Annotated in this window: 11 protein-coding genes and 1 pseudogene; 4 read left to right on the top strand and 8 right to left on the bottom strand. The window is 64.2% G+C overall.

Going from position 1 to position 14628, the window contains the following annotated elements; all coding sequences use genetic code 11:
* Nucleotides 1-6: 6 nt before the first annotated feature.
* Nucleotides 7-1425 carry an aspartate ammonia-lyase gene (locus AC5RUU_RS16605; RefSeq protein WP_493976307.1) on the top strand — a complete coding sequence of 473 codons (1419 nt, stop codon included), beginning with the start codon at nt 7-9 and terminating at the stop codon, nt 1423-1425.
* Between the two features lie 133 nt (nt 1426-1558).
* On the opposite strand, the gene AC5RUU_RS16600 is transcribed toward AC5RUU_RS16605, so the two are convergent.
* The gene (locus AC5RUU_RS16600; RefSeq protein ID WP_493976306.1) at nt 1559-2836 is read right to left on the bottom strand and encodes a flavin-containing monooxygenase; all 1278 of its coding nucleotides are present in this window, start codon (nt 2834-2836) and stop codon (nt 1559-1561) included.
* Between the two features lie 446 nt (nt 2837-3282).
* On the opposite strand from AC5RUU_RS16600, the gene AC5RUU_RS16595 reads away from it, so the two are divergent.
* Nucleotides 3283-4719, top strand: coding sequence for an MFS transporter (locus AC5RUU_RS16595; protein WP_493976305.1), 1437 nt, complete (start codon nt 3283-3285; stop codon nt 4717-4719).
* Between the two features lie 34 nt (nt 4720-4753).
* Here AC5RUU_RS16595 and AC5RUU_RS16590 read toward each other — a convergent pair whose 3' ends face one another.
* Genes AC5RUU_RS16590 through AC5RUU_RS16560 form a run of 7 tightly spaced genes read right to left on the bottom strand, consistent with a single transcriptional unit; the run spans nt 4754 to nt 13027 of the window.
* Nucleotides 4754-5797, bottom strand: a complete 1044-nt coding sequence (locus tag AC5RUU_RS16590; RefSeq protein WP_493976304.1) for an NAD(P)-dependent alcohol dehydrogenase — start codon at nt 5795-5797, stop codon at nt 4754-4756.
* Between the two features lie 24 nt (nt 5798-5821).
* The gene (locus AC5RUU_RS16585) at nt 5822-7330 is read right to left on the bottom strand and encodes a CoA-acylating methylmalonate-semialdehyde dehydrogenase (RefSeq protein WP_493976303.1); all 1509 of its coding nucleotides are present in this window, start codon (nt 7328-7330) and stop codon (nt 5822-5824) included.
* A 34-nt stretch (nt 7331-7364) separates the two neighbouring features.
* Nucleotides 7365-8348 carry a D-2-hydroxyacid dehydrogenase gene (locus AC5RUU_RS16580; protein ID WP_493976302.1) on the bottom strand — a complete coding sequence of 328 codons (984 nt, stop codon included), beginning with the start codon at nt 8346-8348 and terminating at the stop codon, nt 7365-7367.
* Entirely contained in the window at nt 8345-9466 is a 1122-nt protein-coding gene (locus tag AC5RUU_RS16575) for a tartrate dehydrogenase (protein WP_493976301.1), read from the bottom strand. The genes AC5RUU_RS16580 and AC5RUU_RS16575 overlap by 4 nt, the downstream gene beginning before the upstream one ends.
* On the bottom strand, nt 9463-11010 hold the full coding sequence (locus AC5RUU_RS16570; protein WP_493976300.1) for an aldehyde dehydrogenase family protein: 1548 nt from the start codon (nt 11008-11010) through the stop codon (nt 9463-9465). The genes AC5RUU_RS16575 and AC5RUU_RS16570 overlap by 4 nt, the downstream gene beginning before the upstream one ends.
* A 35-nt stretch (nt 11011-11045) precedes the next feature.
* Nucleotides 11046-12323: an NAD(P)/FAD-dependent oxidoreductase gene (locus AC5RUU_RS16565; RefSeq protein ID WP_493976299.1), complete on the bottom strand. Its 1278-nt coding sequence runs from the start codon at nt 12321-12323 to the stop codon at nt 11046-11048.
* A 29-nt stretch (nt 12324-12352) separates the two neighbouring features.
* Complete coding sequence (locus AC5RUU_RS16560; protein WP_493976298.1) at nt 12353-13027, bottom strand: haloacid dehalogenase type II; 675 nt, start codon at nt 13025-13027, stop codon at nt 12353-12355.
* A 417-nt stretch (nt 13028-13444) separates the two neighbouring features.
* Here AC5RUU_RS16560 and AC5RUU_RS16555 point away from each other — a divergent pair, with 417 nt between their 5' ends.
* On the top strand, nt 13445-14374 hold the full coding sequence (locus AC5RUU_RS16555; protein WP_493976297.1) for an ABC transporter substrate-binding protein: 930 nt from the start codon (nt 13445-13447) through the stop codon (nt 14372-14374).
* Between the two features lie 49 nt (nt 14375-14423).
* Nucleotides 14424-14628 (top strand): annotated as a pseudogene (locus tag AC5RUU_RS16550) (amino acid ABC transporter permease); the annotation flags it as partial.

Below are 14628 nucleotides of genomic sequence, written 5' to 3'. Positions count from 1 at the left end.
AGGACCATGACAGATCAACCTTCGGCTCCCGTCGCACCTTTGCGGCGGGAGCATGACAGTCTCGGGGACAGCGATGTCCCCGCCGAAGCCTATTGGGGCATAAGCACCCTGCGGGCGGTAGACAACTTCCCCGTCAGCGGACGGTCCATCGGCACCCTGCGTTCCCTGGTCTGGGGGCTGGGTGCTGTGAAGTACTCGGCCGCCCGCGCCAATGAAAGCCTCGGCCTCCTTGAACCCGGCAAATCCACAGCCATCCAGAAGGCCTCGCAAGAGGTTATGGATGGTCTCCTGGACGGACAGTTCGTGGTGGACACCATCCAGGGCGGCGCGGGAACCAGCACCAACATGAACGCCAACGAGGTCATCGCAAACCGCGCCCTTGAACTGCTGGGGTCTGCGAAGGGCGACTACGCCACCCTGCACCCCATTGACGACGTCAACCGCAGCCAGTCCACCAACGACGTGTATCCGACGGCCATCAAGATCGCACTTCAGCGGGAAATTGCGGGGCTGTGCGCAGAGCACGGCAGGCTTTTGGAAGCATTCGATGCCAAGGCCGCGGAGTTTGCCGGCATCATAAAGGTGGGTCGCACCCAGCTCCAGGACGCAGTGCCCATGACGCTGGGCCAGGAGTTCGGAGCCTTCGCGGAGACCCTGCGTGAGGACGGCGACAGGCTCCTCGAGCTCCTGCCGCACCTTCGGGAATCAAACCTGGGGGCCACGGCCATCGGCACCGGAATAACTGCACCTTCGGGATACCGGGAAGCCGTCATCCGCGAACTGAATGTAGTCACGGGGTTGGAGCTCACCTCGGCTGGTAACCTCGTGGAAGCCACCAGCGATACAGGCGTGTTCATGCTCGTATCAGGGGTGCTGAAGAGGGCGGCCGTGAAGCTCTCCAAGATCTGCAACGACCTGCGGCTGCTCTCCTCCGGCCCGCAGACAGGCTTTGGAGAGATCTTCCTGCCGGCAGTGCAGGCGGGGTCGTCGATTATGCCCGGCAAGGTCAACCCGGTCATTCCCGAAATGGTCAACCAAGTGGCCTTCCGGGTGGTCGGCGCTGATGCGACGGTCACCATGGCCGTGGAGGCCGGCCAGCTCCAGCTCAACGCCTTTGAGCCGGTCATTGCTGACTCCCTCCTGGAGTCGATTGCCTGGCTCACCGTTGCTTGCCGCCAGCTTAGGACCCACTGTGTGGGTGGCATCACCGCGAACACCCGGATGCTGCGGCAACGCATGGCTGATTCCATCAGTGTTGTCACCGGCCTGGCTCCCTTGATCGGCTACTCCGCCGCGGCCGAACTCGCCAAAGAGGCCCTGGCCACAAACCGGGGCATCGCTGAGCTCGTCATGGCACGGGGGCTGCTGGGCCAGCAGGAAATGGAGGCAGCCCTTTCAGCGCGTTCCCTGGCGGGGCTCGGCTAAGGCTTCCCGCGATAAGGCCCGACGGCGACGCTCACGGAAGTGCCGCCGTCGGGCCTTATCTTGGGGGCAATACAGCAAAGGGGACCATGCCTTGCATGGTCCCCTTCACTTATTAGTTTTCGTGGCCTGCGCCTCAGATCGCTCCGCTCGCCACCAAGGTGTCCTGCTCGTTGTGGGCGAGGTAGCCGCGCTGGATAGCAATCTGGTCAGCAATGTACCTGGCGTCATGCCACACGCCCCAGATGAAGCTGGAGCCCCGGCGCGACTGCCACGGCAATCCCAGGAAGTAGATACCCGGTTCGGTCGAAACGCCCCGCTGCTGCCGGGGCTTGCCCTTCTCGTCGAAGCAGTCCACCTGCAGCCAGCTGTAATCGACGGCGAAGCCGGTGGCCCAAACGATCGAGGTAACTCCGGCCCCGGCGAGGTCAAGCTCGAGAATGGGGCTGGTGACGGTCTCCGGGTCGGGCCGCAGGATTCTGGCCTCTGGCTCTTCGGGGAGATTCAGGCCATTGCGTTCGACGTAGGCGTCGGCTTCGTCGAGCAACCCCAGGTAGTGGGCGTCGCCGCGCGCGATGTTTTCGCGAAGATCCGGGGCAAAGCGCATGGTGCCGTCGTCGAATGCCGTGGTCCTTCCCACGAGCTTGATGCCGTTCTCGGCAAGCGCACGGAAGTCGACCGTGTGGCCGCCGTCCGCGCCGCTCACGGCGATGGTTACATGCTCGGCGCCCAGCGCGGGCGTGGACGCGTCCCACTTGCCGAGCACACCGAGCCACCAGCAAAAGTCCCGTCCGCGGTAGCTGCGCGGCGGCCGGTCATGCGGCCCGACGGAGAGAAAGACTTGCCTTCCCGAACGCTGGATTTCGGCTGCGATCTGCACGCCCGAGGAGCCGGCCCCTACGACGAGCACGGCACCCTCCGGAAGCTGGGCAGGGTTTCGGTACGAGCTTGAGTGGATTTGGACGAGGTCCGCTATTTCGGGAACAACGGCCGGGATGACGGGTTTTTGAAACGGGCCGGTTGCGGCAACCACGTAGCGGGCGTCGAACTCCCCATCGCTTGTCTGCACGTGGAAGCCAGGCGCGCCGACGTTCCTGCGAACGGATGTCACCTCAACGCCGCAGCGGATTGGAGCAGCAATCTTTTCGGCGTAGGCGACGAAGTAATCCGCTACCTGTTCCTTCGAGGGAAACTCTGCCGGTTCCACGTCCGGGAATTCCAAGCCTGGGAAACGGTCATGCCAGGCCGGGCCATTCGCTACCAGGGAGTCCCACCGCATTGAGCGCCATCGCTCGGCTATTCGGTCCCGTTCCAGGACCAGGTGCGATATCCCGCGTTCGCTCAGATGCTCACTCATTGCTATGCCGGCCTGACCCGCGCCTACGACGAGGACCTCGACCTCTTGGTTTGACATGTGATCTCCTATTTAGGCGAATTGCCACAGCATTCATTGACGGGCACGACATGATGACGTCGCGTGCACCGCTCAGTCCCCGTGAATCCGGGATGAAATGCTGGCGCTGTGGCCCATTCCTGTAGACGAATAATTCATTCTCGCTCGGGCCCACTGCATCTGCATAGCTCATAAAACAGAGCAATCGCATCTGTGAATCCGATTCATAGGGCTCCCGGTTGGGCGGCGGGCAGGGTTGAAGGGCCGCTGCGGCCGGACCGCCTCGAAATGCTGCGGTCCAGGCCGCCGCGCCCCCGCTTTTGACGTAACCCGCGTCACCTACTAGCATTGATGAAACGATTCAAAAGAAACGGGCTTTTCGAGCCCTGCAGGATCATCACGGTCAGTAGACCGCGGGAAACAGACCATTTCCCGTTCCTTGCCAATGACGACGAAGGATTTGCCACATGAGCACCACCCCCGGGGAATTACGTCCAGCCCCTGAGGCCGCCATCGGCCGGCGGGACCCCAAGAAAGCCGCAATGAGCGGCTGGATCGGCAGTGCACTCGAGTACTACGACTTCGCGCTGTACTCACTGGCCGCGACGCTCATCTTCCCCGCCATCTTCTTCCCCACCGAGAACCCGACCGTGGCAATCATCGCCTCGCTCGCCACCTACGCGGTGGGCTATGTCTCCCGTCCCCTCGGCGCGGTTGTCCTGGGTGCCTACGGTGACAGGCACGGCCGCAAGCAGGTGCTCGTCTTCGCGATGCTCCTGATGGGCTTCGCCACCTTCGCCGTCGGGCTCCTGCCCACCTACGGTCAGGTAGGCATCCTGGCGCCGATCCTCCTGGTGATCCTCCGCCTGGTCCAAGGCTTCGCCGTCGCAGGTGAACTCGGCGGTGCCAGCGCGATGATCGTGGAACACTCCCCCGACGCCAGGCGCGGCTTCTTCGCCAGCTTCAGCCTCCAGGGCACGCAGGTCGGGTCGATCCTGGCCACCGCCGTCCTGCTCCCGCTCGCCGCCATTCTCCCCGCCGACCAGTTCCAGGCCTGGGGCTGGCGCATCCCGTTCCTGCTCAGCGCCTTCGTGATCCTGGCCGGCTACGTTATCCGCCGCCGCGTGCAGGAGCCGCCCGCCTACATGGCGCAGTCCGAAAAGGGCAAGGCCAAGCCGCGGTTCCCCCTCATTGACCTCCTGCGCAGCTACCCATGGGTCCTGGTCCGGTGCGTCCTGATGACCTTCACCAACGTGATTGGCATGGCTACGCTCATCTTCGGCGTGTCGTACGCCACCCAGGAGGGCTACGGCAACGGCTTCTCCAGCAGCGAATTCCTGTGGGTAACCCTCGTGGCCAACGTCGCCGCCGTCGTGACCATTCCGCTGTTCGGCGCCCTGTCCGACAGGATCGGCCGTCGGATGCTGATGGTTGGCGGCGGCATCGGCGGCGGCCTGCTGGCGGGCGGATACCTGTGGGCCATTGACCAGGGAAGCCTTGTGCTTGTCTTCGTATGCGTCGTGGTCGTGCAAGGCATCTTCTTCCAGATGTGGAATGCCACTTTCGCCACGTTCTTCCAGGAGCAGTTCCCCATGCGGATCCGCGTCACCGGGTTCGCGGTGGCACAGAACCTGGGCCTGATGATCGCTTCGTTCTTCCCAAGCATCTTCACGGCCGTCGCTCCCCCGGGCTCCACCAACGTTCCCGTGGTCATCGGGCTGACCACGTTCGGCATCTGCCTCGTGGCGGCGCTGGCTACCCTCCTGTCACCCGATACAAGGGGCAAGTCGCTTGAGGACCTCGAGGCCGGCAAGGCCCATGCGGAACCAGCAAACGGCCCGCAGGCTCAGGAGCGCGGGCAGTCAGCGGAGACCGCGGCGAAGGGCGCGAACATAGCTGGTTGAGTCCACTGGGTGGAAGGCATCGAGTGCCTCAAGGTCAGAATGTCTCTGCGTCAACCACGAAGCGGTACCGCACATCGCTGGCGAGGACGCGATCGTAGGCCTCGTTGATCTGGCTGGCCGGGATGACTTCCACCTCTGCGCCCAGACCATTGGCGGCACAGTAGTCCAGCATTTCCTGGGTTTTCCGGATCCCGCCCATTTTGGAACCGGTCAGGTTGCGACGGAAGGAAACGAGGGACCAGGCCCGCTGGCTCAGTGGTTTCGACGGCAGTCCCACCAGGACCATGGTGCCGTCCAAGGCGAGCAGGGAGAGGTACGCGTCCAAGTCGATATCCATGGCGGCGGTGTTGATGATCAGGTCGAAAGTGCCCTTGAGATTGTCGAAGGTAGCCGGATCTGATGTGGCACAGAGCTGGTGCGCGCCGAGCCGGAGGGCGTCTTCCTGCTTGCTGAGTGACCGGCTCAGTACGGTGACCTCAGCGCCCATCGCCGCTGCGATCTTGACGCCCATGTGGCCAAGTCCCCCCATGCCGATAATGGCAACCCGTTTCCCGGGTCCTGCACCCCAGTTGCGCAACGGCGAGTACATGGTGATGCCGGCGCAAAGCAGCGGGGCGGCCTCTTCGAGACGGATCCCTGCAGGAATGCCCAGGACGTAGTTCTCGTCCACCACAATGCTGGTGCTGTACCCGCCAGCGGTGGGGTGGCCGTCCCGGCCAATGGAGTTATACGTGCTGGTGGAGCCCTGCAGGCAGTACTGTTCCTCCCCGCTGCGGCAGTTGGTGCATTCGCGGCAGGAATCGACGAAACAGCCAACGCCCACGCGGTCCCCCACTGCATGCCGGGTGACCTTGGGTCCCACTGCTTCGACCACTCCGGCGATTTCGTGGCCTACCACCACCGGGTAGTTGACGCCGGACCAGTCTCCCCGCGCCGTGTGGATGTCAGAGTGGCAGATGCCGACGAACCTGATGGCGATCCGGACGTCATGATCCCCCGGAGCCCGGCGTTCCACGGTTCCGGGTTGGAGCTCCGACGTTGGCGACGTTGCCACATAGGCCCTGGCGATGGTGGTCATTGTGGTTGTGTCGTTCTCCTGGGACTAGTTGGAGGGGAAGTTGTAGGAGGCGCCGGAGGCTTGGGTGGGTTCGGGCCAGCGGGAGGTGATGACTTTGCCGCGGGTGTAGAAGGAGACGCCTTCGGGGCCGTAGATGTGCTTGTCCCCGAAGAGGGAGGCTTTCCAGCCGCCGAAGGAGTGGTAGGCCACCGGGACGGGCAGGGGCACGTTGATCCCGATCATGCCCACGGTCACGGAGCGCTGGAACTTCCGGGCGTGGGCGCCGGAGGAGGTGAAGATGGCGGTGCCGTTGCCGTAGGGGTTGGCGTTGATGAGGTTGATGCCGTCTTCGAGGGTGTCGACGCGGACCACGACCAGGACGGGTCCGAAGATCTCCTCGGTGTAGGCGCTCATTCCGGTCGTGACGTGGTCGATCACGGTCGGGCCGACCCAGAACCCGTCCTCGTGGCCGGGGACCACGAGGTCGCGGCCGTCCACCACCATGGCCGCGCCCGCTTGCTCGGCTTCGCTGACGATCCGGACGATGCGTTCCTTGGAGGCCGGGGTGATGACCGGTCCCATTTCGGCGTCGGGGGCGGTGCCGTTGTTGACCTTGACGGCCAAGGCGCGTTCTTCGACCTTCTTGACCAAAAGGTCCGCGGCGTCCCCGACGGCGACGGCGACGGAGATGGCCATGCAGCGTTCCCCGGCGGAACCAAAGGCGGCGGCGGCGAGGTGGTCCGCGGCGTTGTCCAGGTCCGCGTCGGGCATCACGATCGCGTGGTTCTTCGCCCCGCCCAAGGCCTGGACCCGCTTGCCGTGCCTGGTGGCGGTCTCGTGCACGTACCGGGCGATCGGGGTGGACCCGACGAAGGAGATCCCGTCCACGTCCGGGTGGGTCAGCAGCCCGTCCACGGTTTCCTTGTCGCCGTGCAGGACCTGGAACACCCCGTCCGGCAGGCCGGCCTGCTTCCAGAGCTTGGCCAGCAACAGCGACGCTGACGGGTCACGCTCGGAGGGCTTGAGGATGAACGCGTTCCCGGTGGCGATCGCCATCGGCGCCATCCACAACGGCACCATCACCGGGAAGTTGAACGGCGTGATGCCGGCCACCACGCCGAGCGGCTCACGGAAGGAAAACACATCGATGCCGGTGGAGACCTGGTCCGAATAGTCGCCCTTGAGCAGCGTCGGGATCCCGCAGGCGTACTCGATGACCTCCAGGCCGCGGCCGATCTCACCCTTGGCATCGGAAAGGACCTTGCCGTGCTCGGCCGTGATCAACGCAGCGAGGTCATCCACGTGGGACGCGACGAGCTCGCGGAACTTGAACAGCACCGCGGTGCGCTTCGCCAGCGAAATGTCACCCCAGCTGTCCGCAGCCTTCCGGGCGGCCGCAACCGTGGCCTCCAGGTCCGCCCGGTTGGCCAGCCGCAACTCCCCGGTCACCTCCCCGGTAGCCGGGTTGAACACCTGGCGGATTTTGTCACCGGAGCCGGTTGTCTCCGTACCTGCGATGAAGTGCGGGATCCTGGCGAGAGTGGTCGTTGACATGGCGGAGTTTTCCTTAGGGAGATGTGACATGCGGTCAGGAGATTGCGACGAATCCGAGGGTCTTGTCCACGACGTTTTCGAGTGGGTCGCCGTCGCAGTACCGTTTGAGGTTCTCCACGAAAAGGGCGCCGAGGTCATCGAGGTAGTCCTCGGTGTCCCCGCTCATGTGGGGCGTGATGATCACGTTCTCCATGTCCCAGAGCGGGTGCCCCTCGGGGAGGGGTTCGGGATGGACAACATCCAGTGCGGCTCCGGCAATTGATCCGGCCGCCAGGGCATCGACCAGCGCGCCGGTCTGGACGAGTTCGCCCCGCCCCACATTGATCAGGCAGGCAGTGGGCTTCATGGCCGCCAGGACCTCCGCGTCCACCAGCCCCCTCGTCTGGTCGGTAAGCGGTGCGGCGAGGACAACGTAGTCGAAACCGGAGACAACCCGGGCCAGGTCCTGGGACGAGTAGATCTCATCGAAATCTCCGTCGCCCGGCCGGCTGTTCCGGCCCGCCCCACTCACGTGCATTCCTACCGCACGGAACAGTGAGGCGGTTTCGCGGCCGATTGAACCCGTACCCACCACCAGCGCACGCTGGCCCTGGATTTTCCGGGTGGTCCGGTGCTTCCAGCGCTGCTGCTGCTGCAGCCGGAACGATCCCTGCGCGTCCTTGGCCATATCCAGCACAAAGCCGAGCGCGAACTCCGCGATCGCGCGGCTGAGGACACCTCGCGAGTTGGTGTAGGTGACGTCGCTTTCGACGAGTTCGTCGAACATCAGCTGGCTCACCCCCGCCGCGGAAACGTGGACCCACCGGAGTGACGATGCTGCAGCCCAGTTCTCCCGCAGCGCCGGGGAGAATGAGTGCCACTGGTACAGCACATCGGCGCCGTCCATCGCCGCGGCCAGGCCCTCGGCCTTGGCCAGGCGGACCTCGGCCAGGGCCTGGATTTCCTCCAGCCGGGGCGGCAGGGCCTCCCGGTACAGAACTGCGACGACGGGCCGTGTGCGGCCGCTGAGCGCTGTCACGAGGCCGACGCCGGTGTTGCCGCCGGCCGTCCCGGAACCACCGCATCAATCCCGCGGAGCGCGTGATGGACGTCAATGGCGGCGAGAACCGCGGCGGTGAATTCCGAGGTGGTGGATTGGCCCCCCACGTCCCGGGTGCCGAGTCCCTCCCGAAGCGCCGATTCGAATGCCAGCTGGAGGTGCTCGGCAGCCTCCGGGTGGCCGAGGTGCTGGAGCATCATCGCGCCCGACCACATCTGGCCCACCGGGTTGGCCAGCCCTTTGCCCGCAATGTCCGGCGCCGAACCGTGGACCGGTTCGAAGAGGGACGGGAAGTCGCCTTCGGGATTCAGGTTGGCGCTCGGGGCCAGGCCGATGGAACCCGTGACCGAACTTCCCAGATCGGAGAGGATGTCGCCCAGCAGGTTCGAAGCAACAATGACGTCCAGCGTCCAGGGCTTCAGGACCAGGTGGGCGGCCAGCGCGTCCACCAGCTCGCTGACCAGGGTCACGTCCGGGTAGAGCCGGGCCGTTTCTTCCACCACTTCATCCCAGAACGGCATGGTGTGGATGATGCCGTTGCTCTTGGTTGCCGAGGTCAGCAGGCCCCCGCGGGCCGAGGCGAGCGACGCCGCGTAGTTCGCGGCCCGCGATACACCCTGGCGGGTGAAGATGGTTTCCTGCACGGCCGTCTCGTTCGGCTGCCCGCGGTAGGCGCGGCCGCCGACCTCGGAATACTCACCCTCGTTGTTTTCACGCACGATGAGGATGTCGATCGGTTTCTTTGATGCAAGCGGCGACTTCACGCCGTCGAGCGTTTTGACGGGGCGGAGGTTGATGTACTGCTGGAACTCCCTGCGGATGGGGATCAGCAACCCCCACAGCGTCTCCGTGTCCGGCACGTCCGGGGAACCCACTGCCCCCAGGAAGATCGCATCGTGCTGCGCCAGCTGGTCCAGCCCGTCCACGGGCATCATCCGGCCGTGCCGGGCGTAGTAGTCGGATCCCCAATCGAAGTACGTGAACTGCAGGTCCAGGGAATGCAGTTCCGCGATCCGCTGCAGGCATTCAATGGCCGCCGGAACAACTTCCTTGCCGATGCCGTCGCCGGCAATCACTGCGATCCTGTGTGCTGTCATGATGCGCTCCGTGCTGGGGTGGCCGTCAGTTGCTGCCACTGCTTGACCGGTCCGGTGAGTTTGATGATGGTGTTCTTCGGCTCGGTCATCTCACGCACGGCATGCCGGACGCCCTCCCGGCCCACGCCTGATTTCTTGAAGCCGCCAAATGGCATTGAATCGATCCGCACGTCACTGGTTTCGTTGATGACCACCGAGCCGACGTGCAGTTTTTCGGCGATGGCCAGCGCAAGATCGATCGAGCCGGTGAAGACGCCTGCCTGCAGCCCGTACTCGGTGTTGTTTGCAGCGAAAACAGCGTCCTGCACTTCGATGAACGGCAGGATGGACACCACGGGGCCGAAGACTTCATCGCGGATCACCCGGCACCCGGAAGGCACGTCAGCCAGCACCGTGGGTTCGTAGTAGGCCCCGCGGCGCTGCCCGCCGGCGTGGACAGTGGCGCCCGCAGCTTTAGCCTCTGCGACCCATTCCTCGATGCGGCGGGCCTCCGCCTCGGAGATCAGGGGTCCCACGTCAGTGGCACGGTCCAGCTTCGGACCGGTCCTCAGGGCCAGGGTGCGGGCCGTGACCAGCTCCAGCACAGCGTCGAACAGCGACGTGTGCACGTACACCCGCTGCACCGACAGGCAGTTCTGGCCTGCCACCCCGAAGGCCCCAGCCACGATCGCCTCAGCCGCAGCCTCGGCATCCGCGTCGGCGCACACAATCGTGGCGTTGTTTCCGCCCAGCTCGGAGAGGATCTTCTTTCCTCCTGCCGCCGCAGCGATCCGCTCCGCCGTCGCCGGACCGCCCGTGAAGGAAATCAGGTCCACCCGGGGATCAGTCACCAGGGCCTCGGAGACGCCAGGACCGGACACGATCGCGGCGATCCGTCCCGACGGGACTCCGGCCTCCAGCAGCAGCTTCACGAGGGCAAGGCCCGTCAGCGGTGTCCGCTGCGAGGGTTTGAGTACGACGCCGTTGCCTCCGATCAGGGCAGGGCCCAGCTTGTGTGCCACCAGGTTCAGCGGGTCGTTGAAGGGCGTGATTGCCGCAACGATGCCCACGGGCTTGCGGCTGTACCAGCCGATTTTGCCCGCACCGGCCATGCTGTCCTCAAAACCGAGCGTCTCCCCCGCCAGTTCCCCGGAGGCGGCGGCGGAAAGCCGCAAGGTTTCGGCGCAACGGCGCACCTCGCGCTCCGCCTCGATGATGGTCTTGCTGCTCTCCGCCGCGATGATGTTCGCGAACCGCTCCGCCTGCTCCCCAAGGAGCAGCACCGCCTTCTCCAGCGCCTCCCGCCGGGCCCGTAACGGCCAGTCCTCCACCTGGAGATGGCGGTCAATGTGGGCGATGGCGCGCCCCACGTCCTGCGACGTGGAGCTGCACACCCGCCCCAGCAAGACACCGTCCTCGGGATCCCGCACCTCCAGCGTCATTTCGGCGCTTTGCCACTTTCCCTCGAAGAAGGCACCACCCGGGAGGCTGGCGAACTGTGCGCGTTTGAAGGCAGTTTCCTCGGTGTTTTTTGGACGCGCTTCAGCGACCGGTGTTGATGACATTGGGACCCTTAGGTTGGCTAGCTTGTGAAGGTTGTCTATTTGACCCGGTCGATGACCTTGGCTGCGGCGCCGATAAACGGCAGGAACCACGGCGGGCCGAAGTGGCCGGGCACAGGCGGGTTCTTCAGGTCCTCCCAGACGTTGGCGCTCTTGTCGCCCGCCATGTAGTGGGCCATCCGCTTGCCCATGTGCGCCGCCATCTGGACCCCGTGGCCGCTGTAGCACAGCGAGTAGTAGAGTCCGTCGTGGACGCCGGCGTGGACCATCTGGTCCATGGACAGGTCCACCAGGCCGCCCCAGATGTAGTCCACCTTGGCGTTGGAGAGGTACGGGAAGAGTTCGAGCATGGCCTTGCGCAGGATTTCCGCGCTCTTGACGTCCGAGTCCGGGCTGGACAGGGCAAAGCGGGCGCGGCCGCCGAAGAGGAGCCGGTTGTCCGGGGTGATCCTGAAGTAGTAGGTGAGCATCTTGCTGTCCGAGGCCTGGCGCCGGTTCGGCAGGATGCGGTTGACCACGTCTTCGGGCAGCGGTTCGGTGCAGATGATGAAACTGCCCACGGGGATCACCCGGCGCTGCATCCACGGGGTGATGCCCCCGGTGTAGCCGCTGGTGGCCACCAGTACCTGTTTGGCCCGGGTGATCCCCCGGGTGGTGTGCACGTCGTGCACGGTGCCGGAGACCTTCTTCAGTTCCGTGACGGCCGCGTTCTCGCAGATGTCCGCGCCGGCGGCAACGGCGACCTTGGCCAGGCCGTGGACAAACTTGCCCACATGCAGGCCTGCTCCCATCGGGTCAAGCATGGCCCCCTGGTAGAAGTCGGTGCCAATTTCGCTGTGGATCTCGGACTTGGGGATGACCGTGACGTGATGGTCGGCAAGGTTCGCCAGCAGCTCCTGGGATTTCAGGAACCCGTCGTAGTGCGACTTGTGGAATGCGAGCGAGAGCTTGCCGAACCGCTTGTAGTCGCAGTCGATGGCGTTGTCCTGCACCAGCTTCTCGATGCTGTCGATGGCGTCGTTGTACTCGTTGAACATCTCAACGGCGCGGGCTCCCCCGTAGCGTTTGACCGCGGTGCTGAAACCGATGGCCAAACCGGTGGTAGCCATTCCCCCATTACGGCCGGAGGCGCCCCACCCGACGGTGTGGCGTTCAAAGACAGCAACACTGGCGCCCTGTTTTGCGAATTCCAGGGCCGCGGACAGCCCGGTGAATCCGGCACCAATAATGGCGACATCAACGTTCTCCGGTACCGGCGTGCGCCGGTAGTCTCCGGACGGCTCTGCGGTGTCCAGCCAGTAAGGAATGAGTTTCACGGGGGTGACCTTTCGTCTCAGAGTTCGGTTTAGAGACCGAGGTGCTTGTTGAGCTCGTCCAGGGACTTAACAGTGAAGAGGTCGTAGCCCGGGCCAATGGGGTCATAGCCACGGTCCAGCATCACGAGGTTCCGGAAGCCCATGTCGTGCATCGGATGCATGTCGTACCGGGTGTGGGAGGAGACGTGCAGGAAGTCCTCCGGCTTGGCGTTCAGGGTGTCCAGCATGTACTCGAAGGCCTGGTAGCGCGGCTTGTAGGCCTGGGCCTGCTCAGCGGTGTACACGGCGTGGAAATCAGCGCCGAGTTTGGGAATGCTGATGTCCAGGAAGCTGGTGTCCGCGTTGGACAGAGCCACCAGCTGGTAGTTGTCGCCCATGGTCTTCAGCGGAGCCGGCACGTCCTCGTGGGCGACCCAGCCGCGTACAGCCTCAGCAAACTCTGCACCGGCACCGGGGGTCGGCCCAATGCCCCATCGCTTGCATACCCGGTCAAAGGAATCCTGAAGGATCGCCTCGTAAGGCTTGTAGTCGCCAAGGACCTCGTCGAACCGGTACCCACGGAACTGCTTCTTAAAGGTGGGCCACTGCTCTTCAGAGATGCGGCCATCAAGCAGACGACGCGTGGTGGGATCAATGTCGAAGTTGATGAGAGTGCCGTAGACATCAAAGGAGATGTACTTCGGCCGGAAGTTTGTCTCTGCCATGTTCTGTTCCGTTCTTGATCAGGAGGTGGAGGCGGGCGCCCCGCGAAGGGTAGGTTCCAAGAGGTCCGCGCGGCCGGGAAAGTGCTGCCGCAAGCCGGAGGATCTCCTGCCCGATAACTCGACTGTAGGCGGCGCAATTGTAAATTGTCAACAGTTTTTGCAGCCTGCTTGGCGTCATGCCCGGCCCCGCGCATCTTGGAAAAAATCTTTTGTGAATTGTTGACAATTGGCCCTCGAGGGGGTTGCATTGCTGTAGAGGCCGAAGAGATACGGATCACAACTTAGCCTGAACCGACACCGAAAGCGCCGCTCCCCGCCCGTCCTCCCGGAGCCGACGGAACAAGGCGCCGATTCAACTTTCATCCCCCGTGGCGACGCCACAGTCCCACAGCTGAAACCCCCCGAAGGGAAGCAACAATGAAGACCATCAACAAAGTACAGACTGCAGCGGCAGGGCTCGCTGTCCTGTTTGCCCTGAGTGCTTGTGGCGGCGCGGCCACCGGTACCGGGGCTTCTGAGGAAGCAACGTCATTGACCAACAACACCCGGGACATCTCTGAGGGTGTCCAGCCTGACCCGGCGGCAGTGGCTTTGGTGCCGCAGTCGTTCAAGGACAAGGGTGAGCTCACGGTCGCGATGGACCTGCACTACCCGCCCACGACGTTCCTGGCGGAGGACAATCAGACGCCGATCGGGTTGAACCCGGACGTCGCCCGGCTGATTGCCAAGAAGCTTGACCTGAAGCTGAAGTTCGTGGACACCAAGTTCGACACGATCATCCCGGGCCTGGACGGCGGCCGGTACGACTTCACCGCCACCACGATGTCCAAGACCGAAGAACGGCTTCAGGTCCTGGACATGATCGACTACTTCAAGGCCGGCAACTCGGTGGCCGTGCCGGCAGGGAACCCACTGAACCTCACGATGGAGACCCTGTGCGGGAAGAACATCGCCGTCACCCAGGGCTCCACCGGCCAGCTCAAGCGCCTCCCGGCCCTGAGCGAGCAGACCTGCACCTCCAAGGGACAGCCGGAAATCAACGCCGTGACGCTGCCCAACGTCCAGGAAGCCCTGACCCAGCTGCACTCCAAGCGGATCGACGGCGTCCTGTATGACACCACGTCCCTGGGCTGGGCCCAGAAGCAGCAGCCGGATTCCTTCACCCTCCTGGGCCGGGTCAACGTCGGCTCCAGCGACCTGTCCGCGATCGGCCTGAAGAAGGGCTCCGAGCTGACCCCGGCCATGCAGGCAGCGATCCAGTCGGTGCTGCAGACTCCGGAGTACAAGGAGTCGCTGGAGACCTGGGGCCTGGAGTCCGGGGCCATCACCGACGCCAAGCTGAACTAGCCGGGGACCTTTCATGGCCACCACTCTCAACAAAGGAAGCAGATCAAGAATGGGCAGCATTGATCCGGCCTTGAAACCACGGCTGCGGCTTCGGACCCGTTCCGAGTACGCCGGCTGGATTTTCAGCATCCTGGTCGGCATCGGGATCCTTTCCTCCGTCCTGACCAACCCGAACTTCAAGTGGCATATCGTCGGGAAGTACTTCTTCGCCGAGTCGATCCTGCGCGGGCTGATGCTTACGATCTTCCTCACGG

It is taken from the genome of Arthrobacter sp. K4-10C (genome assembly GCF_059090085.1).
Note: the sequence above shows the minus strand (reverse complement) of the source record. Positions and strands in the feature narration are given on the sequence as shown.

Bases quoted from the DNA above. Each gene is read 5' to 3' on its own strand.
- AC5RUU_RS16605 (WP_493976307.1), top strand. From the start codon at position 7: ATGACAGATCAACCTTCGGCTCCCGTCGCACCTTTGCGGCGGGAGCAT.
- AC5RUU_RS16600 (WP_493976306.1), bottom strand. From the start codon at position 2,836: ATGTCAAACCAAGAGGTCGAGGTCCTCGTCGTAGGCGCGGGTCAGGCC.
- AC5RUU_RS16595 (WP_493976305.1), top strand. From the start codon at position 3,283: ATGAGCACCACCCCCGGGGAATTACGTCCAGCCCCTGAGGCCGCCATC.
- AC5RUU_RS16590 (WP_493976304.1), bottom strand. From the start codon at position 5,797: ATGACCACCATCGCCAGGGCCTATGTGGCAACGTCGCCAACGTCGGAG.
- AC5RUU_RS16585 (WP_493976303.1), bottom strand. From the start codon at position 7,330: ATGTCAACGACCACTCTCGCCAGGATCCCGCACTTCATCGCAGGTACG.
- AC5RUU_RS16575 (WP_493976301.1), bottom strand. From the start codon at position 9,466: ATGACAGCACACAGGATCGCAGTGATTGCCGGCGACGGCATCGGCAAG.
- AC5RUU_RS16570 (WP_493976300.1), bottom strand. From the start codon at position 11,010: ATGTCATCAACACCGGTCGCTGAAGCGCGTCCAAAAAACACCGAGGAA.
- AC5RUU_RS16560 (WP_493976298.1), bottom strand. From the start codon at position 13,027: ATGGCAGAGACAAACTTCCGGCCGAAGTACATCTCCTTTGATGTCTAC.
- AC5RUU_RS16555 (WP_493976297.1), top strand. From the start codon at position 13,445: ATGAAGACCATCAACAAAGTACAGACTGCAGCGGCAGGGCTCGCTGTC.